The sequence below is a fragment of the Ulvibacter litoralis genome (assembly GCF_900102055.1).
Lineage (GTDB): Bacteria > Bacteroidota > Bacteroidia > Flavobacteriales > Flavobacteriaceae > Ulvibacter > Ulvibacter litoralis.
Map to the genome: position 1 here is coordinate 122,700 of NZ_FNBA01000003.1, position 23,608 is coordinate 146,307.

A 23,608-nucleotide genomic window follows, 5' to 3' on the forward strand; every position below is an offset into this window, starting at 1 on the left:
TCCGAGGTTAAGGGATTTTTAATTTGCATAAATATAAAATCCGATTATAATGTGTGTACGTTGTTTAAGTCTGAAAAAGCCTTTTCTAAACGTGTTTTAAATGTTAATTCGCCTTCGCGTAACCATTTTCTTGGGTCGTAATATTTTTTGTTAGGAAGATCGCTTCCGTCAGGATTTCCTATTTGTGTTTTTACGTATTCTAGGTTTTGTACCATATAATCGCGAACACCTTCAGTGTACGCAAATTGTAGGTCGGTGTCAATGTTCATTTTAATAACACCATATCCAATCGCTTCTCTAATTTCTTCTAGTGTAGATCCGCTTCCGCCGTGAAACACAAAATCGATAGGATTGTTACCTGTATTGTATTTTTTCTGAACATACTCTTGCGAATTTTTCAGAATAACGGGTGTTAATTTTACATTCCCAGGTTTGTACACTCCGTGAACGTTTCCGAAGGCAGCAGCAATGGTAAACTGATCACTAACTTTCGATAGTTCTTCGTAGGCATACGCTACCTCTTCAGGTTGTGTGTATAGTTTAGACGAATCTACGTCGGTATTATCTACACCGTCTTCTTCACCACCAGTAATCCCTAATTCAATCTCAAGTGTCATCCCGATTTTGCTCATACGTTCTAGGTATTTTTTGCAAATTTCGATGTTTTCTTCAATAGGCTCTTCGGAAAGATCTATCATATGAGAACTGTATAGTGGTTTTCCAGTTTCTTTGTAGTGTAATTCACCAGCGTCTAATAATCCGTCTATCCAAGGAAGTAATTTTTTCGCACAATGATCTGTGTGTAATATTACTGTAGCGCCATATACTTCGGCCAATTGGTGCACGTGTTTAGCGCCTGCAATTCCGCCAGCAATGGCAGCTTTTTCATTTTCATTTGAAAGTCCTTTCCCAGCATTAAAAAGGCATCCTCCATTTGAAAATTGAATAACTACGGGAGCATTTAAAGCAGCAGCAGTTTCCATCACTGTATTTACTGTGCTAGATCCAGTTACATTAACAGCAGGCATTGCAAAGCCTTTGTCTTTTGCGTATTGATGTATTTCTTGAATTTCTTTGCCTGAGGCTACGCCGGGCTTAATGGAATGACTCATATTGTATAAAATTAAGCGAACCGTTTTAAAGCGGTGTCACATAGGTTTTTAGTGTGTCTCTTTTTTTTGGTACATAAAACTAGTGCAAAAATAGCAAATTTATACGGTTTAAAACGGATAGTTAATCCCTATGTTATAGACAGCATTGCCAAAATTGTACTCTTTAAACCAACGTTCTCCTTCTGTAAGTGCTGGATTGTAGGTTTTAAAACCAACATCAAATCTAAATACAAAAAAACCAAAGTCATATCTAATCCCAAGTCCTGATGCAATTGCAATTTCAGAAAGGTCACTGAAGCTTGTAAAACGAGAGCTTTCATCGGTAATGTTATCGGCTACATTCCAAATGTTACCAGCGTCCACAAAAAAGGCACCTTTAAAATCGCCTAAAATTGTATAGCGGTATTCGGCATTTAATGCAATTTTAAGATTCGCTTCGTTAAAATCCTGGATGCTTCCGCTGCTTCCTGGTCCTAAATCGTAGGCACGCCACCCTCTATTGTCATTGGCTCCTCCTGCGAAATAACTTCGCGTAAAAGGAATACTAGTACTGTTTCCGTAGGGAATAGCAACACCCGCAAAGGTTCGAACAGCAAAAACACTATTGCTGTTTATTTCCCAGTGCTTAATATAGTTTCCTTCAAGTTTTATGTATTGTGAGAAAACAATACCAAGGGTTTCGTAATTTCCGTTGTCATTTTTAGTAAGTCCAGCCAAATTTGCTATGCCAGATAAAATATTACCTGCACCTTCAATTTTCCATTGAAGTCTTGAAAAACTATTGTCTAAAATGCCTTCACGAGTGTCTCTTGTCCACGTAAAATTGGTAGCGAAAATTAGGTTGTCTTCAGTAAGTCTTTCCTCACGTTCTTTAATACTACTAACATCATCAATTTCATCGGTATCTAAGCTTAGCGGGTTGCTGTCGTCTAAAGCTTCAGTAATAAAAAGGGATGTTTCGTCAGGAATTTCAAGGACTTGTGTGTCTTCATTTTGAAATGTATAGTCGTTTGCAACTGCAATTTCGTTCAAGCGATCAAACGAGCTTACATACACATTAAAGTAGTTTGCCGTGTTTAAATTTCGAACATACTGAATGTTTAATAAGTCTAATTTATTGGTTCTTATTTTTGAAGGTTTCCATTGGTAACTAAAGATGGCGTTAAAATTTTGCCGGTCTAATCCAATATTATTTTGGGCATTTATTCCTAAGCTAATACTAGTAGAAGGCGACATGTATTTAGGAATGATCTTATTTGTGTTTACGGGAAACACAATTCTAGGAAACGACAGTTTGATGTCTCCTCCAACATCCGAAATATTGAAAAAACGTTCACTGTCATTGGCATCTTTTGAAGAACCAATGCTTCCTCGTCCTGAAATTTCTAATATTTCAGCCCTTCGGAATACATTTCGTAAAATTACAGAAGCACTAAAACCGACACCAATTTGTTGAATAATCGAAGTGTACGTGTCAAAGTCGGTTTCTAAGGTTGCTTTTTTTCTTGGACTCAACAACACGGTAGAAATTAATCCTGTTCCGGTACTGTCTCTGGGGTCTTCCTGATAATTAATGTTTGGGTATTTAAAAATACGTAAATCACTTATCTGATTATAAGTAAGTGTTCTATCGATGTCTCTAAAAATTTGTCCTGGTGTGATAGAAACAGCATCTGTAATTGCTTTAGGCTTAAAGCGCAATTTATCGTAACTGAATAAGGTGTATCCGTTATAAGTCGCCGAATCGGAAAACTTCCGGTCTTTATTGGCAAAGGAATAATCGGTAATAATTCGAACTTCGTTTATTTTGTGAATTTTGAAAGGTTCCGTTCGAGTAGAATCTCCTACCGTAATTTTCCTGTCCGGAATTAAATAGGTAATGTTTGCTTTATGCCCCGTATTGATGGTGTCTGCTTCAAAACCGATATAATCTTGGTCAAAATGATACAGTCCAGAGTTTCGAAATTGAATGGTTAAGCGATCACGTTCGTTGTTAAAGTCTGCTGCCGCATATTGCTTTCCTTCAATAACAAATGATTTGTCTTTGGTGTCTTGAAACAATGAATCGACAACTTTTGAGCTTATTTTTTCCTGAATAGAATCTAAATAATATGGTTTGAAACGTTGTATGTTGTAGGTGATGGTGGCTCTTTTCTTTTTGGTGGAATCAATTTTAACTCCATAGCTTCCTTTGGTGTTAAACCAACCTCGTTTCGAGTACCATTGCTTTATTCGCTCTAACGATTTTTTTGCTTTACTGTCGTCAATAACAACAGGTGCATCCCCAGATTTTTCAAGCCATTTATTTAAACCTACGTAACTGTTTCCTATTTGATCTACCTGCTTTTTAGATAAAAAACGAACCAAACGTTCTTCTCTTTTTGGTTTTTTGTACAACCATTTGGTGAATGTAGAATCGGGTTGTGGATCGGCAAGATTATAAATGTGAAGCCCCATTGGAACATTAACCAAAGGGATTTTAGGATTCGGTTTTTGGATTAACTGACTAAAAACGCCAGCATCGTTAATTTCTTCTTCGTCAACAACAATGGTGTTATCGGTAAGTAGAAATTTGTCGTCAGGAACGCGCTTTACTGCATTACAAGAGATGAGCAAGGCGATTAATCCTAAAATTAATGATATTTTTGTGAAGGTTTGGGTCAAGCGTCTCTATTTATTCAAGGTGATCTAGTTTAGTCAGACCGAAGTCCAAAGCAATCCTTTTAAAAAATGGTTGTATTAACTCAATTCAAAAATACTATAATTTGGTTAGCAAAAGTCAAATAAAACTAATAACAAGTTTACAACAAAAAAAGTATCGGGATAAAGAAGAACTTTTTATTGCTGAAGGACCTAAAATTATTTCAGAATTACGTGCTTCAGGGTTAAAAATACACAGTTTGTTTTCTACGGAACGTTACGAGGATTTGTCAGATCGTTTTTATGAGGTAACTGCAAATGAACTTCAAAAAATAAGTGCTTTAAAAAGGGCGAATACTGCTCTTGCGCTTTTTGAAATTCCGAGGCATAAAACCATTCCTTCCGAAGGAATTATTGTGGCCTTAGATGCTATTCGAGATCCAGGAAACTTAGGAACCATTATCCGTCTTTGCGATTGGTTTGGAGTGCGACAATTGGTATGTTCGGTAGATACTGCAGATTGTTACAATCCGAAAGTGGTGCAAGCAACAATGGGTTCTATTGCGCGTGTAGAAGTACAGTATCTTGACCTTTCAGAATACATTCAAAATACAGATCTTCCTGTCTTTGGAGGTGTTTTAGATGGCGAAAATGTATATGCTTCAACCTTGCCTAAAAATGCAATTGTGGTTGTAGGAAACGAAGGCAATGGAATTTCAGAAGAAATAATGAAACAGCTTACTCATAAAATTACCATTCCGCAGTTTGGCGCTACACAACAAACAGAAAGTTTAAACGTGGCGACGGCGACGGCTATTTTATTGAGCGAATTTAATCGTTCTACTGAAACGTAAAGTTTATAAAAACTCCTCTAGTAGACATTTTATCGATGTTGCTAGTCCACGGACTGTTTGGGTCGTTGTCAGGGATTAACTCATCGCTGGTAGCAAAAACACCACGAATGGATGGTGAAAACTTGAAGTAGTATAAATAGAAATCAATACCAACTCCTAACTCGTAATAACTCGTGTTGCTTGTGGTTCTGAATTCTCCTTGTTTGTTGTCGTCAGGATTTTTTTCGTTACTCGAAAGGTTTAACGACGTACCAATACCTCCAATAATAAACGGTTTTATATTGTTAAGGCGTTTGGTAGATACTTTTACCAATAACGGAATGTGAATATAGGTGGATTTTACTTCGCGTAAAATATCTCTTTCATCTTCAAAACCCGGAAAGAAAAGGTTTCGCTGTGTAAAAGATAAACCAGGTTCCAGTCGAAGGTTGATGTATTTGTTAATACGCATGTCACCAATAAGTCCTACGTTAAATCCTGTTTGACCTTCCACGGTAATATCTGTAGCTTCATTGCCTCTTTCTTCAATATAATCGAAGTTGAAATCGTAATTATTAAAACCAAGATAATATCCCCAAGTCAAAAATCGATTGTCGAACGTTTCTAAGTTAGACAGTCGTTCTTTGCTAAACAATTGAGCTTGCGCAGTTTGCGTTAGAAATAAAATGGCAATTATAAAAAAGAGTTTCTTCATAGTTATTTTGTAGCAGAATAGATGGTTGCTACACCAAACGTTTGTGGTTTATTTTCCACTTCTTTAAACCCGTTTTTTCTTAAAATATTGTTGAGTTTTTCTCCATGTGGAAAAATAGAGGCACTCTCACTTAAATAACGGTAGGCAACTTTGTCTTTTGAAAATATCTTTCCAATAAGGGGTAAAAATAATTTGGTGTAAAGTCCGTACCCTTGTTTAAAAGGAGTCTTGGTAGGAACCGAAGTTTCTAATATTACAAATATTCCGTTTGGTTTTAGTACTCTTTTTATTTCTGAAAGTCCTTTGTCTAGATTTTCAAAATTTCGAATACCGAAAGAAACGGTAATAGCATCAAAGGAGTTGTCTTCAAATGGTAGTGCTTCAGAATCTCCTTGAGTAAATTCAATTTTTTCTGAAAGGGGTGTTCCTAACACTTTTTTTCTAGCCACTGATAACATTCCGTCAGAAAGATCTAATCCAACAATTTTTGAAGCATTGGTGTCAGTAGCAAATTTTATAGCAAGGTCTCCCGTGCCTGTAGCGATATCTAGTACAGATTCAGGATTTTTTTCGGCAACCATTTTTATCACCTTCTTGCGCCACTTTACGTCGGTGCCAAGAGAGATAACACGGTTCAAGCCGTCGTAATTGCCCGATATAGTATCGAACATTTGCTCTACCTGCTTCTTTTTATTGAGCGAGGAGTCTTTGTAAGGGGTTACTTTTTTTTCCATAAAATAGCGGATGCAAAGCTACATATTTTTTATTACTCGAAGGAACAATGATTTAAAATAGATAACAGGTAGGATGTCTATTAAATTATATACCTTTGCCCCACATTTTTCGTACAAATTTTATGAAAATTATAATTGCTGGTGCCGGCGAAGTAGGATTTCATCTTGCTAAGCTCCTTTCATTTGAGTCTCAAAATATCACGCTCATCGATACAAGTAGAGAATCTCTTGCGTATGCAGATTCTCATTTAGACATTCGTGTAGTTCGTGGAGATGCTACCTCTATATCTGTTTTAAAAGACTCGCAAGTAGATAAAACAGACCTTTTAATTGCTGTTACCTCTAGTGAGACAACAAATATTACGGCTTGTGTTCTCGGAAAACAATTAGGGGCAAAGCGAACCATTGCGCGTATTTCAAACACAGAGTTTATTGATCGGAAAGATGAGGTTGGGTTTACCAAGTTTGGAATCGACGAATTAATTTCTCCAGAGTCTTTGGCAGCCACTGAGATAGAACTACTTTTAAATCAGAGTGCCTTTAATGACACCTATCAGTTTGAAAATGGTGCCTTGACAATGGTCGGTTTGGTATTGTCTAGAACGGCAATGTTTGTAGGAAAGTCGGTTCGTGAATTTGCAGGGTGTTTTCCTAATCTAAAATGTGTGCCTATTGCCATCCAGCGATATGGAACGCAAAACACAGTAATTCCTAGGGGAGATACGCAGTTTAAAGAAGGGGATCAAGTATATTTTACAACCACTCCAAGTGGGGTAGATGAAATTTATAAACTTTCGGGAAGGATTCATGAAGACATTCGAAAAGTAATGATTCTTGGCGGAAGTAAAATTGGGTATAAAACAGCAACCGATTTATGCAAAGCAAAATTTAAAGTAAAACTTATCGAAAAAGATAAGGATAAGGCTTTTGAAGTGGCCGACGATATTCCACATTGTTTGGTGATTAATGGAGATGGTAGAAATGTTGAATTGCTTCAAGAAGAGTCTATAGAAGATATGGATGCGTTTATTTCAGTAACTGGTAATAGCGAAACCAATATTATGTCTTGTTTGGTTGCTAAATCTAAAGGTGTCCGTAAAACTATTGCTTTGGTTGAGAATATGGACTATTATCAATTATCACATTCTATCGGTATAGATACGCTTATCAATAAAAAGCTACTAGCCGCAAACAATATATTTAGATACGTTCGAAGAGGTGAGGTTGTTGCAATGACCAAACTGAATAATATGAACGCCGAACTATTAGAGTTTAATGTATCGGCGACATCATACGTAAAAAATAAAGCTATTAAAAAAATTGATTTTCCGCGTTCTGCCATCATTGGTGGGGTTATTAGAAATGGCGAAGGGCTTATTGCACTTGGCGATTTTGTGATAGAAGAAGGAGATCATATCGTAGTTTGTTGTCTTCCTCAATCTATTAGTAGGGTTGAAAAACTATTCATTTAATGGGTACTTTTACCAAGGTTAACTATAAAATTATTCTTCACTTAATGGGACTTCTGTTAATGGTGAATGGAGGGTTTATCCTTCTTTCAACCATTGTAAGTCTTGTGTATAAAGATGGAGTTGCCTTGCAAATGTTTGAAGCGGGTATGGTCGGTGTTTTTATTGGCGGATTTATCATGCTGATTACAAAGAATCACCGAAAGGAAATTCAGAAAAAAGAAGGGTACTTAATTGTAACGTTTGGTTGGATTTTCATGTCACTGATTGGGACCTTACCTTATATGTTTACAGGAGCGATTCCCGATTTTACCAATGCCTTTTTTGAAACAATGAGTGGTTATACAACCACAGGGGCAAGCATCTTAAGTGATATAGAGGCGGTCCCAAAAGGAGTTCTTTTCTGGCGAAGTGTTACGCATTGGATAGGAGGTATGGGGATAATCGTTCTCGCTATTGCCATCTTGCCCTTATTGGGAATTGGTGGGATGCAATTGTTTGCTGCGGAAGCACCAGGCCCTGGCGGAGATAAATTACACCCTAGAATTACAGATACCGCAAAACGACTTTGGCTTATCTATGTGGGGTACACCATAGCTGAAACCATATTGCTTAAAGTAGCAGGGATGAGTTTCTTTGATGCGATTAACCATTCGTTAAGTACGTTGAGTACAGGAGGATTTTCGACCAAGAATGCAAGTGTAGCCTATTGGAATGATCGTCCCATAATTCAATACATCATTATCTTTTTCATGTTTTTGGCAGGGACTAATTTTGTACTTAGTTACTTCGCCTTCAAGCGTAAGTTTGCAAAAATTTTGAGAGATGAAGAGCTTGTAACTTACACGCTAATGATCGTCGCTTTTACTATTATTGCATCGTTACTTATCTATTTTCAAGCAGATATTTCTATTTCTAGTATTTCACATCCTATGGTTTGGGGACGTTTTGAAAGTTCTGTGCGGCACGCACTCTTTCAAGTGTTAACGGTTGTTACAACAACTGGTTTTGTGAGTGCAGACTATACCACATGGACGCCCTTTTTAACAATTTTCTTCTTCGGATTGATGTTTTTAGGAGGTTCGGCAGGATCTACCGCAGGTGGAATTAAAGTGATGCGTCATTTGATTATGATAAAAAACGGAATTTTAGAGTTTAGACGTACTTTACATCCGCATGCGATTCTTCCAGTTCGCTATAATATGAAAGCAGTTCCGCAGCCTATTGTTTTCAATATCTTGGGATTCTTTATTTTGTACATGCTTTCTTTTATTATCGGAACCCTTGTGTTTTCGTGGTTAGGACTTGATTTTAGTACTGCTCTTGGTGGTGCGGCGTCAACCCTTGGGAATGTAGGTCCAGCATTGGGTGATCTTGGACCAGTAGATAATTACGGTAATTTACCTGCAGCCGCAAAATGGTGGTCTTCTTTCTTAATGCTTATTGGGCGTTTGGAATTATTCACAGTACTGATTATCCTAACTCCGTTCTTCTGGAGAAGTAGGTAGTCGTTTAGTGAACTTTAATCTTAGCAGCTAAATCTTTCGCTTTTTGTGTCACTTCGGAAATGTTGCCTTCGGAAAGTGAATCGTAGGCAACAACGACTCCCATTCTACGATAAGGGCGTGTCGTTGGCTTACCGAAAATCCTAAAGTCCGTTTTTGAAGCTTCAGAAACAGCCTCAAGTCCGCTATACGAAACAGTGTCCGATTCTTTTGAAGCTAATACCACGGCGCTAGCCCCCATTCGTTCTAAAGTGATTTCAGAAATAGGTAATCCGATCACAGCACGAACGTGTAGTTCAAATTGATTAAAATTTTGAGTATTGGCTAACGTCACCATTCCTGTGTCGTGTGGTCTTGGAGAGAGTTCAGAAAAATAAACACCATCATCCGCGACAAAGAATTCCACTCCCCAGATACCAGCACCTGTAAGCGCATTGGTTACTTTTGCGGCCATTTGTTGTGCTTCCTGTAAAACGGCGTCTTTCATGGTTGCTGGTTGCCAGCTTTCTTGATAATCGCCACGTTCTTGTCGGTGTCCAATAGGAGCACAGAACAAGGTGTTTCCATTTCGTTGTGTAAGGGTGAGAAGGGTAATTTCGTAGTTAAAGTTTACAAAAGCTTCTACAATAACTTCAGCGACATCGCCACGAGAACCCTCTTGTGAATACGTCCACGCTTTGTCTATATCAGCTTCCGTTTTAATAGTACTTTGTCCCTTTCCGCTAGACGACATTAAAGGTTTTACCACACAGGGCATTCCAATTTCTGCCACTGCTTTGTGTAAAGAAGCAGCTGAAGTAGCATAGCGATACTGGGCTGTTTTAAGTCCAAGATCTTTGGCTGCTAAATCACGAATTGCCTTTCGGTTCATCGTAAAGTTAGCGGCTTTGGCTGAAGGGATTACTGTATAGCCTTGTTTTTCGTATTCGTAAAAACGTTCGGTGCGAATGGCTTCAATTTCTGGGACAATGTAATCTGGGTTGTGCTTTGCGACAATGGTATCGAGTGCCTCTCCATCAAGCATATTAATTACTTCAGAAAGGTGTGCTACTTGCATTGCGGGTGCATTAGGATAGCTGTCTACTGCAATTACGGTTTGTCCAATACGTTGTGCTGCGATGACGAATTCTTTTCCTAATTCACCACTGCCTAACAATAAAATTTTAGTCATTTTTTCAGAATTTATGCGGTAAGTGCTTTTTTAATTCTACGCATCGCTTCTTTAATGTTTTCTTCGGAAGCTGCATAGGAAATTCGAATACAGTTTGGATCACCAAAAGCTTCACCAGTAACGGTGGCTACGTTTGCTTCTTCTAAGAGATACAATGAAAAGTCGGATGCCGTATTAATGTGTTTGCCTCGAAGTGTTTTTCCGAAGTAATAAGAAATATCTGGGAATACATAAAAAGCACCTTCTGGTTCATTGGTTTTAAATCCAGGAATGTCAGAAAGAAGTTTTAAAATCATACCGCGTCGCTCTTTGAAAGCGTCCACCATGTATTTTATCTTACTTGGTGGGTTTTCAAGCGCAGTTATGGTAGCGCGTTGAGCAATACAATTAGTACCACTCGTAATTTGCCCTTGCATCTTGTTGCATGCACGAGCGATCCATTCTGGACCTCCAATGTAACCGACACGCCAACCCGTCATAGAAAAGGCTTTAGAAACCCCGTTTACCACGACTGTTTGGTCGTACATATCGTCGAACTCAGCAATAGAGGCATGATTGCCTGTAAAGTTAATGTGCTCATATATTTCGTCGCTAATTACGATAATGTTTGGGTGTTTTACCAAAACATCTGCAATCGCACGAAGTTCTTTTTTACTATAAACGGAACCACTTGGGTTGCAAGGAGAGCTGTAAATAATAAGTTTTGTATTAGGAGTAATTGCCTCTTCTAATGATTCTGGAGTAATTTTAAAATCATTATCAATAGAGGTTTTAATTTCTTTAGGAACACCTCCAGCTAGTTTGCTAATATCTGCATAGCTTACCCAATACGGAGCAGGAAGTAATACCTCGTCACCTTCATTTAATAAAACCATAGCAAGGTTTGCTAATGATTGTTTTGCACCAGTAGAAACCACAATCTGACTAGGTGTATAGGTTAAGTTGTTATCGCGCTTAAATTTCGTGATAATCGCTTGCTTTAAGTCACCGTATCCATCCACAGGAGTGTACGAGTGGAAGTCGTCTTTTATGGCTTGAATTGCCGATTCTTTAATGAATTCGGGAATTGTAAAGTCTGGCTCGCCAAGGCTTAGTCCTATAATATCTTTTCCTTCTTCTTTTAGCTCACGTGCTTTTGCAGCCATTGCTAAAGTGGCAGAGGTCGCCATTTCATTAACTCGGTTAGAAAGTCTTGAATTCATAATGTACTAGGCAGGTAATTTGGCTGGGTTCATACCCATTTGTTTTAAGTGTTTGAAATGTGCGATAATTGCCTTTCGAGTGGTTTTGTACTCGTTGTAAGGAAGGTTAAATTCCGCGGCTGTTTCCTTTACAATTTTTGAAATTTTTGTGTAGTGAACATGGCTGATATTTGGAAAAATATGGTGTTCTACTTGGTGGTTTAAACCTCCAGTGAACCAGTTCATAATTCTGTTTTTAGTTGAAAAATTTACCGTTGTAAACAACTGGTGAATAGCCCACGTATTTTTCATTGTTCCAGATGCATCTGGAATTGGCATATCTGCTTCTTCCACAACGTGTGCAAGTTGAAATACGATGCTTAAAATTAATCCTGCAACATAATGCATAATGAAAAATCCTAGTAAAATTTTCCACCAAACAATGTTGAAGAAAAGCAATGGAATAACAATCCAAATAGAGAAGTAGATTATTTTAGTAATAATTAAAATACTCCATTGCGTAGATGGCTTCGGAAACTCTCCGAAGGATAACTTTCTTTTTAAGTATCTATACGTTTGTTGGAAATCGGTAGTAAGGGCCCAGTTAAAAGTTAAAAGACCGTATAAGAATACACCGTAGTAATGTTGAAATCTATGAAATCTGTTCCATTCTGCATGTTTTGAAAAACGCAGTACTCTACCAGCTTCTAAATCTTCATCATGCCCATGAATGTTGGTGTATGTGTGGTGTAATACATTGTGTTGTACTTTCCAGTTATAGGCATTTCCTGCAAGAATATAAATACTGCTTCCAAGAACTTTGTTGATCCATTTTTTTGAAGAGTATGCACCATGATTGGCATCATGCATCACATTCATTCCAATACCGGCCATGCCGACACCCATGATAATGGTAAATAGTAATTGTGCCCAGCCTGGGAAATCTAACGTTAATAATAAAAAATAAGGGGTAAGGTAGATTGAAAACATAATCACCGTTTTTAGGTGTAGTTTCCAGTTTCCATTGCGAGATATATTGTTTTCTTTAAAGTACCCATTAACTCGCTTGTTTAATGTTCTGAAAAACTTTGCAGAGTCTACTCTAGAGAAGGTAACTTGAGGATTTTTCACGATCTATATTGTTTAATAAAATTTTCCATTTAACGGAAAATACAAAAATACGTATCTATTGTTTAAATTACTTGATAGATATCATAAAATTATGAAAGAAGGCTTATTTTTGCAACTGAAACATAGATATGGAACTACTTTTACATTATTTTCCGCATCTTTCTGATACACAGAAAGATCAATTTACACAGCTGGCCGAATTATACAAAGATTGGAATCTTAAAATTAATGTGGTTTCTCGTAAAGACATCGACGAACTTTACCTAAGGCATGTACTTCATTCTTTAGGAATAGCAAAAGTGCAATCATTTTTACCAGGTTCAAGAGTTTTGGATGTAGGGACTGGTGGTGGTTTTCCTGGAATTCCTCTTGCTATTTTATTTCCTGAAACACAATTTCATTTGGTAGATAGTATTGGTAAAAAGATAAAGGTAGTTGAAGAGGTTTCTACAGGCTTAGGACTTCAAAATATAAAAGTTACCAATGCTCGTGTAGAAACAGTGACCGATCAATACGATTTTATAGTAAGCAGGGCAGTTGCTCAAATGGAGACTTTTGTGCATTGGGTGAAAGGTCGTATAGCAAAAGAAAGTAAGCACGAACTTAAAAATGGGATATTATATCTAAAAGGAGGAGACTTAAGTGAAGAGCTGGCTAAATATAAAACAGCAAAAATATATCCGTTAGCAGATTATTTTAAAGAAGACTTTTATGAAACGAAAAGTGTGGTTCACCTTCCTATGAAGTATAAGTCGGTTTAATTAATTTAAAAATTATAAAATAAAAAGCTCCTTTCTAATTAAAGAAAGGAGCTTTTTATGTAAATCAAATTTCAATCAATAGTCTTAATTTTTAACAAATTTACTAGTCATAACAGCATCTCCATTTGTAATTTTTACAAAGTAAGTTCCTGTGATAAGTTGAGAAACTTCAACTTGTTCTTCCATAGAGATATTAGACTTAGTGTATAATACTTGTCCTAAAAGGTTGTAAACTTCAATAGAAGCATTTTCAGCATTTCTAATGTTTAATACAGTGCTAGCTGGATTAGGATAGATGCTTACGCTTTCAAATTCATTAGATCCAACACTTAATACACCATTTGTAGAAAAGTTTGTCGATTCACCTGAACCGTAGGTTCCACTTGTAACGTAAATAATTGTTCCGTCTGAATCTGTTAAGTTTACAGCACCACCACCATCACCATAAGTGTCTATTAAGTTAAACACATAGCAATCTTCTGGTAATGTAAAGTTTTCTGTAATTGTTAGGTTGTTTCCATAAGGTCCTCCACTATAGATAGTTGCGCCTGAAGCGTCCATTACATTCCATCGAACTTCACTTCCATATCCGTCTGTAGACAATGTCATTGTAACAGTTGAAGTAGATTCTAACGCTATATCAAAATCGTAAGAAGCATCGTTATTTGTATTGTTGTCGTCATTAGGAACAGTTACAACTACAGTATTTGTTGATTGTAGTGGGAATGTAACCTCGTTTAACTCAACTGTTTCACTTTGTAAAGACATTATGTTACCTGTCCAAGATAGTGTTTGAGAAGCACCACCGTTAACAGAATATTCAATATCTAATGATGTAATTGGGTCTTGTCCTAAATTTTGAATGTTAACACTTGGAGTAATAGTACCTGAACAGTTTTCAGCTATATCTTCAATGAATCTAACATTTACATCGTTAGCAGTCGTAATACCACTATAAGTTGGATATGCGCCACTACCACTAGCTATATTTTGTTGTGTTTCTGTAATAAATGCAACTACTTCAAGATCGGCTAACTCAACAGGAACTCCATTGTAGTCAGATGGGATTGGATAAGTAAAAGTTTCATCAACAAAGGTACTTGCTGTTGTAGTCGCTATTTCTTGCCCCCATTGTCCTGTAATCATTTCTACAAGTCTATGCATGTGATTGTAGTCATTTCCTGCATTTCCTCCAGTTTGAGGCCCTTTTGTGTTGTTTTGAAGCAGTGCAACGTTTAATAAGTTTGTTCCTTCAGGGCTATTTCCTGTATAGTACCCTTCAACATGAATTGTAATTTCATTTGTTTGAACGTCAATATCCGCTTCAACACCAACATTTACATATGATGATTCTGCTAATATTTGTCCTGCTGCAGTTCCCCATTGACCTCTACTCATTGCTGTAGTACCTGCTGCACCTTGTTCTAGTCCAGGGAAATTAAGACGGTTTACGGTTCCTGCGGGATATCCAATTAATCCTGTTTGGTTTACAATTGCTGTTCCGTATGGAGTTCTGAAGTCAGGTTCGCCACCACTTGGAGCAGCATAGCCACCTACGTGGATGTTTACTAAAAACACCTCTCCTGGATTGTTATCTTGAAGTGCTTGTGCTATGGCATGCCCCTCTGGACAATACACACAATGTATTCCGGTAAACTCTTCAAGGATTACTTTTTTGTTCTCTGGAGAAGTCGATACAATTGTTTGCGCAAAAAGGCTTCCTCCAAGAAGACCTAGCACAAAAAGTGGAGTTAATTTTTTCATCATTTCTTGTTGATTTTTTGTTGGTAAATGGTTTGGTTTAAAACAAATATAAGTTTTTTTTTGAATAAAGTTACAGGGTGGTAAACAAAATTAAAACGATTGTAAAACCCTAGTAATCCTATAGATATAAAAAAAATGACCCCAAAAACACAAGCTGTAACTCATGTTTTTTGGGGTCATTTTTAATAGGTTGTAATTTATTATTTTGACACAATAAATTTACTTGTTTTAACTTCGTTTCCGTCAGTTATTTTTACAAAATAAGTACCCGTGTTGTAGTTTGAAACTTGTACTTGTTCGTTTAATGAGATGTTCGTTTTAGAATAAAGCTCTTGACCTAACATGTTGTAAATATTTATTGATGCATTTTCAGCATTTTGAATATTTAAGATTGTACTAGCAGGGTTAGGGTAGATGGCAACATTTTGCAATGCATTATCAGATACTCCAAGTGCTCCAGAGTTACCAAAGTTTCCGATAATTTGCGCTCCAAAAGATCCGTCGGTTTCAAAGAAAGTTATTCCTGTTTCGTCAGTAAATGTAGCTGTAGTTCCACCATTACCAGAAGAATCTAATAATGTAAATACATAATAACAGTTTTCTCCAAGGTTGAAAGTTCTTTGAATAGTTTCGTTATTGTCATATGGTCCACCACCAGAAATTGGGCTTCCAGAAGCCGTTTTTAATGTCCAAGTACATTCACTTCCAAAGTCGTCTGTGTTAATAACTAAAGTTACTGCACCTGCGCTTCCTCCAATACTTTCAAATTCTTCTTGTCCAGAGTTGTTTGTGTTGTCATCATCATTAGGCATTGAGATATACACAGTGTCTGTTGCTTCTGAAATGTATGAGATACCGTCTAATTGAAATGTTTCACTATGTAAAGAAGGTAAGTTTCCTGTCCAAGTGTATATTTCTGTTGGTCCAGAGTTTACTGAGTATTCAATGTCTATAGAAGTTAATGTGTCTGCTCCTAAATTTTGAATAGTAATAGTTGGTTCAACGACATCGAAACAGTTGAAGTTAATTTCTTCAATAGCAGTTAAGCTTGCATCGTTAGCAGTCGTGATTCCAGAATAAGTTGGGTAAGCTCCACTACCACTTGCTATAGTTTGGTGTGTTTCAGTAATAAAAGCAACAACTTCTAAGTCTACGATATCAACAGGGATTCCATTGTAATCTGCAGGAATTGGATATGTGTAAGTTTCGTCAACAAAAGTACCTGTTGTAGTGGTAGGGATTTCAATTCCCCATTGTCCTGTTACCATTTCAACAAGTCTGTGCATGTGTACGTAGTTGTTACCAGCGTTACCACCTGTTTGAGGTCCTTCTGTATTATTTTGAAGTAAAGCAACATTTAGTAAGTTTGTTCCTTCTGGGCTGTTTCCAGTATAATAACCTTCTACGTGAACAGTTAATTCGTTAGTTGTGATATCAATATTAGCTTCAACTCCTACATTTACATAAGATGATTCTGCTAAAACTTGATTGGCAGCTTGTGTCCATTGACCTCTACTCATTGCAGTTGTTCCTGCAGCACCTTGCTCTAAGCCAGGGAAGTTAAGTCTGTTTACAGAACCAGCAGGGTATCCAACTAGTCCAGTTTGATTCACAATAGCTGTTCCGTAAGGTGTTCTAAAATCAGGGTCGCTTCCAGTTGGTGCTGCATAGCCTCCTACGTGCACATTTATTAAATATACTTCGTTTGGATTCGCGTCCTGTATCGCTTGTGCGATGGCATGTCCTTGAGGGCAATATACACAGTAAATCCCTGTGAATTCTTCAAGTATTACTTTCTTGTTTTCAGGTGATGTCGATACAATTGTTTGTCCGTAGGAAACAAATGAAAGTACAGAAAAAGCTAAAAACGTTGTTAATTTTTTAATCATAATTCTAGTGTTTAGGTTCTTATTCAGAATTTTTTCTAAACAAATATACCTTTTTTTGAATAAAAATATGGGTAGAAGTTAAAAAAGAGAGGTTCTTTCATTTCCTACTAATCCCATAGAATTTTCGAATCCTTTATCGTTTCTAGGTAAATTGAAAAATGGGTTAATTGAAAAAAAAATAATACTAATGTATTAATGTTGTTTAGCTTAGGTTTTGTATTTTTGAGAATTACTCATTATAAAAAAAATATTATTATGAAAAGAAAATTACTTTTTTTGAGCGCATTTATAGTAGCGTTTAGTATGAATGCTCAATATACAGTTGAGGATCATGACGGAAATCCAATAGTTGATGGTGATGTAGTGTCTTTTGGTAGTGTTGTGCCAGCTGAAGCGACATATGAATTTTATGTAAACAATACTTCTACTACAGACGCTATTCGTATGAAGATTGAATTTGTGAACGCAATTAATGCAGATGGTTCTCAAATGGAACTTTGTTTTGGACTTTGCTACACAGGAATTACAATAGGACAATCGTACCCTCCAAATGCTGATTTCGTAGAAATAGCGCCAGGTGCACAAACATTAGCTGGAAACCACATGTTAAACGTAGATCCAGGAAATGGAACTGAGATATTAGATTATATCTTTAGATTCTATCAAATAAATACTAATGGTGATGAAATAGGTGAGGACTTAACAATGACTTATCGTTACGATCCATTATTATCTGTAAACGATGCTTCTTTAAATGTTAACGTAATGGCTACTTCTATTTCTGAAAAGTTAGTTGTTTCTGTTGAAGAAGCTTTAGATCTTCAAATTTATGACCTACAAGGTAGAGTAGTAGTAAGTCAAAATTTAAGTGTTGGGACACAAGAAATCAACGTTTCTGATTTAACATCTCAAATGTATTTAGCACATTTCAAAAATAACAATGGAGTGTCGCAAGTAGTAAAAATTATGGTGAACTAAGTTAGCCTTATATTTTTCTAAAAAAAGTCTTCAGAAGATATCTGAAGACTTTTTTTATGCCCTTAATTCATCATTTTGTTTTAGCTACTTTTAGTAGCTCTTGAGTAAAAGAGTTTGTTGTCTTTCGGTGCTTTCAGAAGCAATAAATGAAGGTGGTCTTAGCGCTTGTATGGTTGTTGTTTAACAACAGAATAAACAGAATATGTAGGTTGGTGTAGGGGTAAAAAAAAGACCGCTTGAGAAGCGATCTTTTTAAGAATATGTAATTTGGTTAGGTTTAGAATGTCACAGTAAGGTTTGCGCTTAGCCCAGTGTTTTCTGGAACAAAACGACATACACCTCCAATACAAATTAGTCCTCCGCGTTGACGACCATAATTTAATCCTAAACGAGTTCTTCCTTTCGAGTAGTTTCCACCAACATTATAGTAGTGAATTTTTCCTTCTCCTTCATAATTGTACGTATCGGCAACATAAACTCCAAGTCTAGAGCTAAAGTTGTATTCAAGAACACCAGCGGCCCAATTTTTACGGTCTTTGTTGCTCCATAAGTGTTGTAGTACCATACGTACCGATCTTCCTTTGGTAAAGCTGTAAGTTCCTTCAGCAACTCCAATTTGAGCTGTGATGTCTTCAACTCCAATAAGTCCTTGGCCTAAAACTCCTTTGTCGATAATTACATCTTGGAAGGTGAAAACAGAGTTAAATCGTTTGCTCCAACGTTTCTTGATTTCAGCACTCCAGTCTCTATAAAGACGAGGTCCTTTTCCTATAAACTTAGCTTCGTACCATTTATTATTCACATCGTATTCAGCTTCTAGTCCATTCCAGTACGAGAAGTTAAAGGCTATTTTTGTTCCGTATTTCCCTCCAAGTAAGGTCTTTTTTGGGATAGAGTAAAAAACATCTATTTGTGTTCCAACTTCCCCAGATTGTTGATTAGCATCATTAATGATTAATCTTGGCTGTGCATTATACACATAGATATTCGTTAACAAATAATCTTGTTGTTTGGTAAGTGCAGGAACATAATTTACAACTTGTTGGTTGTAGGTATTTCCTTCTGCCAAACGATCACTATAGAAGCTAAAGTTCTCTAAACGTCTAAACAAAGCGTTTATTCCAAGTCCTTTTTGTGAGTATCCAGCATTTACAAGCATTGCTGTTCCATCGTAAAGTTTGTTAGAAGATAATCTTCCTTCATTGGCGATGGCGTCTGGTCCTTTAGAAATGGCTTCAATTCCACCATAAAAACGTCCAGAGATAATGTCTACTCTTCCTCCGATAGCATTTACCGTTTTAGGAATTGTATCGTTGGTGCCTCTATCTTGATAGCGGCCTACATAACTAGCTCCTACTTTAATATCAACCTTATCAATATCTAAAGCATTGCTTAAGTTTACGTTTGCGTCAATCCCTTGAATGGTTCCTTCAGAAACTTCAAATCCGTTGCGTTGTTGACCAAATATTCCAGTAAGATCTAGGTATTCAGTTGGGTTGAATTTAACTCGAACCCCTTTAAGTGCATTGTTAATACCTAATTGTCTGTCTTCCCATGATCTTAATATAAGTCCGCTACCAAATTGTTCGTAAAAGAAACCTCCTGTGATATCAAGATTGTCCGTTTTAAAATTTAAATAGTATGTAGCGATTCCATTATTACCGTCATAAGCAGGAGCGTATCCCAATAAAGCTGCGGGTAAATAGGATTCGTATTGAACACCTGCGGTAAACTTTCCTAGGCTATAGTTAAGTTGAAAGTAGTTGTTCCCTCTAAATTGTTCTTCTGGAGTTTCAAAATTAATACCATCATCAGGCATAAGCCATTGAGAATTTGATTCAAATCCTCCAAAAAAGCTTCCGTTGTCTTGTGCGAGTAGTAGCCCGCTACATAAAATAGCGAAACTTAAAATTATTTTTTTCATTCAAAAAGGGTTGGTTGGTTATTGGAAATTAGTTTGAATACTCTTTCACTTTTTCAAATAGTTCCAGTTCAGCACCTGGGCTATATCCAGAATGTCTGTATACAATTTTGTTATTCTTTACTAAAATGGTTAAAGGAACTGTAGAGGCGCCAAGAGCACGCTTTAAGTCGTTGTTTGGGTCTAAAAGAATCTCATATTCCCAGCCTTTACCACTTGTTAATGGTTTTACACGTGAAGCTGTTCTACTGTCATCAACAGAGACTGCAATTAGCTCAACATTTGTTTCTTCTTTCCAATCATCCCAAACTTCATTAATGGCATCAAGTTCTTTAATACAAGGAACACACCATGTAGCCCACAATGATACAATTACAACATTGTCACTAGCTGCTGCTTTTTGCATTGTTACTGTATTACCTTCTAAAGTAGTAAGATCTACATTAGGAAGTTCGTTTTGTGCAAATGTGTTGACTGTTAAGAGTAAACATAGAAGAAATACAATTTTTTTCATTTTGAAAAGTTTAGATTAAACAACAATAATAGGTAATAAAATTCATAAAATAAATATATGTCGCTAGATTTCAATTTCTTTTCTCCTATCGAAATAGTATGGTAAAAAACTAGTATTATTGCATATATTATCCTAATATTCATGTTATGAAAACAAAAAAGATGCCAAAATTACTATTCGCTTTATCTTTCATTTTATTGCTTTCTTGTAGTAAAAAAGAGGAGAACACTCCAATCATTAATATTGCGAGTTTGACATTGTCTACAGATTCGCCAGATGATATTTTAGTGATCGGTGAAGCAATTAATTTTACAGTGACGGGAGATGATGGGGTTGAGTATAATGATGTGGCTACCTTTTATGTAGATCTAGCTCCAATTAGCGGCACTTCTCATGCATTTACTACGGAAGGATCTCACGATGTGTATGCTTCTTATGGAGGTGTAAATAGTAATACCGTTACATTTAATGTTGTGAATGGAACAGAGAGCACTTTTATTGTTGAAGAAGAAAAAGTACTAAGAGAGCAAGAAAATTCATTTACACTTATTGATGTTGAAGGAAATGATGTTTCTACAACGGCAAGTTTCTTTGTGAATGGAACAGCAATTTCTAATAATGTTTTTAGTTCTTCTACCACAGGAATTTTTGAAGTATATGCAACATACGATTTGGCAGGTACTACGGTAACTACGGAAACAAAGTCTTTTGAAGTATACATTCCGAAGCGTAAAGTAGTTTTAGAAGATTATACAGGTACTTGGTGTGGTTATTGCCCTGCTGTTGCTGCTGCTATTGAAGATGTACATGAAGTTACAAATGATATTGCGATAGTTGCTATCCACGAAACCTCTTTTAGTTATCCAGATCCAATGCATTTTGATCAAGTTCAGGATTTAAAAGATGCTTTTGGTGTTGATGGATTGCCAGCAGCAAGAATAAATAGAACAGCTACTTGGTTAGAGCCTTATGCAACGGGTGAAGTAACAAGTATGGCTGGACAAGATACTGATACTGCAATTGCAATTAGCTCTCAAGTTGAAGGTCAAAACCTATCGGTTGAGGTGAAAATAATTTCAGAGCAAGGAATTCCTTCAGGTAAAAAATTAGTAGTTTACTTATTAGAAAGTGGAATAATTCACGATCAAGTTAATTACTACAACACTGTGCCTGGAAGTCCGTTTTATGGATTAGGAAATCCAATCCCAGATTTCGTACATAACGAAACTTTGCGTTTGTCATTGTCTTCTTCAATTTTTGGAGATAGTGTTTCAGAAACAGCAGCGTTAACTGAGTATTCTAAATCGCTTAGTGTTGCAATTCCTTCAGACTATGTGGTTGCTAATTTAAGTTTGGTAGCTATGTTAGTGAATGATGATAACAGTGCTATTAACGCACAGTTTGCACATGTTAATGAAGCTAAAAATTACGAGTAATAGGTATTTTATTATTTCATAAAACAAAAAACCCGAAACAATTAAGTTTCGGGTTTTTTTATTTTTACTTCGGAAAGGATTATCCTAAGAAAGGATATCTGTAATCCGTAGGCGTAACAAAAGTTTCTTTAATCATACGTGGAGAAATCCAACGGTATAAGTTAAGCTTACTTCCTGCCTTATCATTTGTTCCACTCGCACGAGCACCACCAAATGGTTGTTGTCCTACAACAGCACCTGTTGGCTTGTCGTTTACGTAGAAGTTTCCAGCTGCGTTTTGAAGTGCTTTAATAGCAACTTCTAATGCGTAACGGTCTTCACTAAATACAGCTCCTGTTAAGGCATATTCGCTAGTTCCGTCTACCAATTGCAATGTTTCTTCCCATTTACTGTCGTCAAACACATAGATGGTTACAACTGGGCCAAATAGCTCCGTACTCATGGTTTTATATTTCGGGTCTTCTGTAACAATCACAGTAGGCTCAATAAAATATCCTACGCTCTTATCGTAATTTCCACCAGCAATAATTTCAGCATTCGTGTCTTTTTTAGCAGCATCAATGTAAGAAGCAAGCTTGTCGAAAGAACCTTCATGAATCACAGCAGTAATAAAATTACTCATGTCTTCTGGCGATCCCATTTTCAAACTGTCAATATCTTTAATTAACTGCGCTTTTACATCACTCCAAATGCTTTTGGAAATATAGCAACGACTAGCAGCGCTACATTTCTGACCTTGAAATTCGAAAGCACCTCTTACAATTCCTGTAGCTACTTGTATTGGATTTGCAGTTTTGTGTGCAACAATAAAGTCTTTTCCTCCAGTTTCACCAACAATGCGTGGGTACGTTTTGTAATTGTGAATGTTGGTTCCAATTTTTTGCCAGATATCTTTAAATACATGTGTAGAACCTGTAAAGTGAACACCACTAAAATCAGGACTCGCTAATACTGTATCGGTAATCATCACAGGATCACCCATTACCATATTAATAACACCTGCAGGAACACCAGCTTCTTTAAAAATGTCTAAAATTATTTTAGCAGAATATACTTGGCTATCACTTGGCTTCCAAACAACAACGTTCCCCATTAAAGCGGCACTTGCAGGTAAGTTAGCTGCAATTGCTGTAAAGTTAAACGGCGTAATTGCATAGATAAATCCTTCTAACGGACGGTATTCTAATCTGTTCCAAGCACCAGAGGTTGAAGCAGGTTGCTCTTTATAGATTTCAGTCATGTACTGAACATTAAATCGCAAGAAGTCAATGAGCTCACAAGCAGCATCAATTTCAGCTTGATAAATACTTTTAGATTGTCCCAGCATTGTAGCTGCGTTAATCTTTGCTCTGTACGGTCCAGCAATTAGTTCTGCTGCACGAAGAAAAATACCTGCACGTTGCTCCCATGGCATTTCAGCCCATTTGGTGCGTGCTTCTAATGCAGTGTCAATTGCTTCAGTAATGTGTTTCTTTTCAGCTTTATGATAAGTTCCTAAAATATGTTTGTGATCGTGAGGAGGCGACATAGTTCCAGTGTCACCTGTCGTTACGTTTTTTCCATTAATATACAATGGTACATCAATAGTGCTGTTATACATTTCAGTATAGGTTGCAGAAACAGTTGCGCGTTCTGGAGAGCCTGGAGCATAGTCTTTAACAGGTTCGTTAACGGCAATCGGTACTTCAAAAAATCCTTTTCCCATGAGTTTGTTTTTTATTTAAATTTCTAATTAATCAAACACCAAATAAAAGATTAGGTGTTTGCGAGTGCAAAGGTACAAATTTAGAAGGAGCTAATCGTGTTAACTAATTAACAATACAGCGAAGGCTCTCTTCGGAAAAAGAATTGGTT

The 23,608-nt window shown here is 36.7% G+C and carries 18 protein-coding genes; 6 read left to right on the top strand and 12 right to left on the bottom strand.

The features are described 5' to 3' along the window. Positions 1-44: 44 nt before the first annotated feature. Together fbaA and tamL are read right to left on the bottom strand one after the other, a co-directional pair. Entirely contained in the window at positions 45-1,112 is a 1,068-nt protein-coding gene (gene fbaA / locus BLQ00_RS10610) for a class II fructose-bisphosphate aldolase (protein ID WP_093144140.1), read from the bottom strand. Between the two features lie 108 nt (positions 1,113-1,220). After that, positions 1,221-3,776, bottom strand: a complete 2,556-nt coding sequence (tamL, locus tag BLQ00_RS10615) for a translocation and assembly module lipoprotein TamL (RefSeq protein WP_093144141.1) — start codon at positions 3,774-3,776, stop codon at positions 1,221-1,223. A gap of 101 nt (positions 3,777-3,877) precedes the next feature. On the opposite strand from tamL, the gene BLQ00_RS10620 reads away from it, so the two are divergent. Then, the gene (locus BLQ00_RS10620) at positions 3,878-4,606 is read left to right on the top strand and encodes a TrmH family RNA methyltransferase (RefSeq protein WP_093144143.1); all 729 of its coding nucleotides are present in this window, start codon (positions 3,878-3,880) and stop codon (positions 4,604-4,606) included. Here BLQ00_RS10620 and porT read toward each other — a convergent pair. Both porT and ubiE read right to left on the bottom strand, forming a co-directional pair. Next, positions 4,593-5,300 carry a type IX secretion/gliding motility protein PorT/SprT gene (gene porT / locus BLQ00_RS10625; RefSeq protein WP_093144144.1) on the bottom strand — a complete coding sequence of 236 codons (708 nt, stop codon included), beginning with the start codon at positions 5,298-5,300 and terminating at the stop codon, positions 4,593-4,595. The two genes, BLQ00_RS10620 and porT, sit on opposite strands and share 14 nt — an antisense overlap. A 2-nt stretch (positions 5,301-5,302) precedes the next feature. Beyond that, on the bottom strand, positions 5,303-6,034 hold the full coding sequence (ubiE, locus tag BLQ00_RS10630; protein ID WP_093144146.1) for a bifunctional demethylmenaquinone methyltransferase/2-methoxy-6-polyprenyl-1,4-benzoquinol methylase UbiE: 732 nt from the start codon (positions 6,032-6,034) through the stop codon (positions 5,303-5,305). A 122-nt stretch (positions 6,035-6,156) separates the two neighbouring features. On the opposite strand from ubiE, the gene trkA reads away from it, so the two are divergent. Beyond that, on the top strand, positions 6,157-7,506 hold the full coding sequence (trkA, locus tag BLQ00_RS10635; protein ID WP_093144147.1) for a Trk system potassium transporter TrkA: 1,350 nt from the start codon (positions 6,157-6,159) through the stop codon (positions 7,504-7,506). After that, the gene (locus BLQ00_RS10640) at positions 7,506-9,011 is read left to right on the top strand and encodes a TrkH family potassium uptake protein (RefSeq protein WP_093144149.1); all 1,506 of its coding nucleotides are present in this window, start codon (positions 7,506-7,508) and stop codon (positions 9,009-9,011) included. Before trkA ends, BLQ00_RS10640 begins: the two co-directional genes overlap by 1 nt. 4 nt (positions 9,012-9,015) lie before the next feature. Here the strand turns inward: BLQ00_RS10640 and purT are convergent, their stop codons facing one another. From purT to BLQ00_RS10655, 3 genes are read right to left on the bottom strand one after another with little or no spacing between them, the layout of a single operon-like run. After that, positions 9,016-10,179, bottom strand: a complete 1,164-nt coding sequence (gene purT / locus BLQ00_RS10645; protein ID WP_093144150.1) for a formate-dependent phosphoribosylglycinamide formyltransferase — start codon at positions 10,177-10,179, stop codon at positions 9,016-9,018. Between the two features lie 11 nt (positions 10,180-10,190). Next, positions 10,191-11,381, bottom strand: a complete 1,191-nt coding sequence (locus tag BLQ00_RS10650; protein ID WP_093144152.1) for a pyridoxal phosphate-dependent aminotransferase — start codon at positions 11,379-11,381, stop codon at positions 10,191-10,193. Between the two features lie 6 nt (positions 11,382-11,387). Then, the gene (locus BLQ00_RS10655; RefSeq protein ID WP_093144154.1) at positions 11,388-12,491 is read right to left on the bottom strand and encodes a fatty acid desaturase family protein; all 1,104 of its coding nucleotides are present in this window, start codon (positions 12,489-12,491) and stop codon (positions 11,388-11,390) included. A 128-nt stretch (positions 12,492-12,619) separates the two neighbouring features. Between BLQ00_RS10655 and rsmG the strand changes: the two genes are divergently transcribed. Continuing rightward, a complete protein-coding gene (gene rsmG / locus BLQ00_RS10660) occupies positions 12,620-13,252 on the top strand; it encodes a 16S rRNA (guanine(527)-N(7))-methyltransferase RsmG (RefSeq protein WP_093144155.1) in 633 nt (210 codons plus the stop codon). Between the two features lie 84 nt (positions 13,253-13,336). Here rsmG and BLQ00_RS10665 read toward each other — a convergent pair whose 3' ends face one another. After that, on the bottom strand, positions 13,337-15,019 hold the full coding sequence (locus BLQ00_RS10665) for a T9SS type A sorting domain-containing protein (RefSeq protein ID WP_093144157.1): 1,683 nt from the start codon (positions 15,017-15,019) through the stop codon (positions 13,337-13,339). Between the two features lie 197 nt (positions 15,020-15,216). Next, positions 15,217-16,905, bottom strand: coding sequence for a T9SS type A sorting domain-containing protein (locus BLQ00_RS10670; protein WP_093144158.1), 1,689 nt, complete (start codon positions 16,903-16,905; stop codon positions 15,217-15,219). Between the two features lie 255 nt (positions 16,906-17,160). Between BLQ00_RS10670 and BLQ00_RS10675 the strand changes: the two genes are divergently transcribed. Then, the gene (locus tag BLQ00_RS10675; protein ID WP_175445438.1) at positions 17,161-17,883 is read left to right on the top strand and encodes a T9SS type A sorting domain-containing protein; all 723 of its coding nucleotides are present in this window, start codon (positions 17,161-17,163) and stop codon (positions 17,881-17,883) included. A 277-nt stretch (positions 17,884-18,160) separates the two neighbouring features. On the opposite strand, the gene BLQ00_RS10680 is transcribed toward BLQ00_RS10675, so the two are convergent. Beyond that, complete coding sequence (locus BLQ00_RS10680) at positions 18,161-19,807, bottom strand: DUF6029 family protein (protein ID WP_093144162.1); 1,647 nt, start codon at positions 19,805-19,807, stop codon at positions 18,161-18,163. Between the two features lie 28 nt (positions 19,808-19,835). Beyond that, the gene (locus BLQ00_RS10685; protein ID WP_093144163.1) at positions 19,836-20,318 is read right to left on the bottom strand and encodes a TlpA family protein disulfide reductase; all 483 of its coding nucleotides are present in this window, start codon (positions 20,316-20,318) and stop codon (positions 19,836-19,838) included. Positions 20,319-20,464: 146 nt separating this feature from the next. On the opposite strand from BLQ00_RS10685, the gene BLQ00_RS10690 reads away from it, so the two are divergent. Continuing rightward, positions 20,465-21,754 (top strand): Omp28-related outer membrane protein, encoded by a 1,290-nt coding sequence (locus tag BLQ00_RS10690; protein ID WP_093144165.1) that lies wholly within the window; start codon positions 20,465-20,467, stop codon positions 21,752-21,754. A 79-nt stretch (positions 21,755-21,833) separates the two neighbouring features. On the opposite strand, the gene pruA is transcribed toward BLQ00_RS10690, so the two are convergent. After that, complete coding sequence (gene pruA / locus BLQ00_RS10695; RefSeq protein WP_093144167.1) at positions 21,834-23,459, bottom strand: L-glutamate gamma-semialdehyde dehydrogenase; 1,626 nt, start codon at positions 23,457-23,459, stop codon at positions 21,834-21,836. Positions 23,460-23,608 lie beyond the last annotated feature (149 nt).

What these genes read in the sequence shown, in the direction of transcription:
- fbaA (WP_093144140.1), bottom strand. Translation starts at nt 1,112, where the DNA reads ATGAGTCATTCCATTAAGCCCGGCGTAGCCTCAGGCAAAGAAATTCAA.
- porT (WP_093144144.1), bottom strand. Translation starts at nt 5,300, where the DNA reads ATGAAGAAACTCTTTTTTATAATTGCCATTTTATTTCTAACGCAAACT.
- ubiE (WP_093144146.1), bottom strand. Translation starts at nt 6,034, where the DNA reads ATGGAAAAAAAAGTAACCCCTTACAAAGACTCCTCGCTCAATAAAAAG.
- trkA (WP_093144147.1), top strand. Translation starts at nt 6,157, where the DNA reads ATGAAAATTATAATTGCTGGTGCCGGCGAAGTAGGATTTCATCTTGCT.
- BLQ00_RS10640 (WP_093144149.1), top strand. Translation starts at nt 7,506, where the DNA reads ATGGGTACTTTTACCAAGGTTAACTATAAAATTATTCTTCACTTAATG.
- purT (WP_093144150.1), bottom strand. Translation starts at nt 10,179, where the DNA reads ATGACTAAAATTTTATTGTTAGGCAGTGGTGAATTAGGAAAAGAATTC.
- BLQ00_RS10650 (WP_093144152.1), bottom strand. Translation starts at nt 11,381, where the DNA reads ATGAATTCAAGACTTTCTAACCGAGTTAATGAAATGGCGACCTCTGCC.
- rsmG (WP_093144155.1), top strand. Translation starts at nt 12,620, where the DNA reads ATGGAACTACTTTTACATTATTTTCCGCATCTTTCTGATACACAGAAA.
- BLQ00_RS10665 (WP_093144157.1), bottom strand. Translation starts at nt 15,019, where the DNA reads ATGATGAAAAAATTAACTCCACTTTTTGTGCTAGGTCTTCTTGGAGGA.
- BLQ00_RS10670 (WP_093144158.1), bottom strand. Translation starts at nt 16,905, where the DNA reads ATGATTAAAAAATTAACAACGTTTTTAGCTTTTTCTGTACTTTCATTT.
- BLQ00_RS10675 (WP_175445438.1), top strand. Translation starts at nt 17,161, where the DNA reads ATGAAAAGAAAATTACTTTTTTTGAGCGCATTTATAGTAGCGTTTAGT.
- BLQ00_RS10680 (WP_093144162.1), bottom strand. Translation starts at nt 19,807, where the DNA reads ATGAAAAAAATAATTTTAAGTTTCGCTATTTTATGTAGCGGGCTACTA.
- BLQ00_RS10685 (WP_093144163.1), bottom strand. Translation starts at nt 20,318, where the DNA reads ATGAAAAAAATTGTATTTCTTCTATGTTTACTCTTAACAGTCAACACA.
- BLQ00_RS10690 (WP_093144165.1), top strand. Translation starts at nt 20,465, where the DNA reads ATGAAAACAAAAAAGATGCCAAAATTACTATTCGCTTTATCTTTCATT.
- pruA (WP_093144167.1), bottom strand. Translation starts at nt 23,459, where the DNA reads ATGGGAAAAGGATTTTTTGAAGTACCGATTGCCGTTAACGAACCTGTT.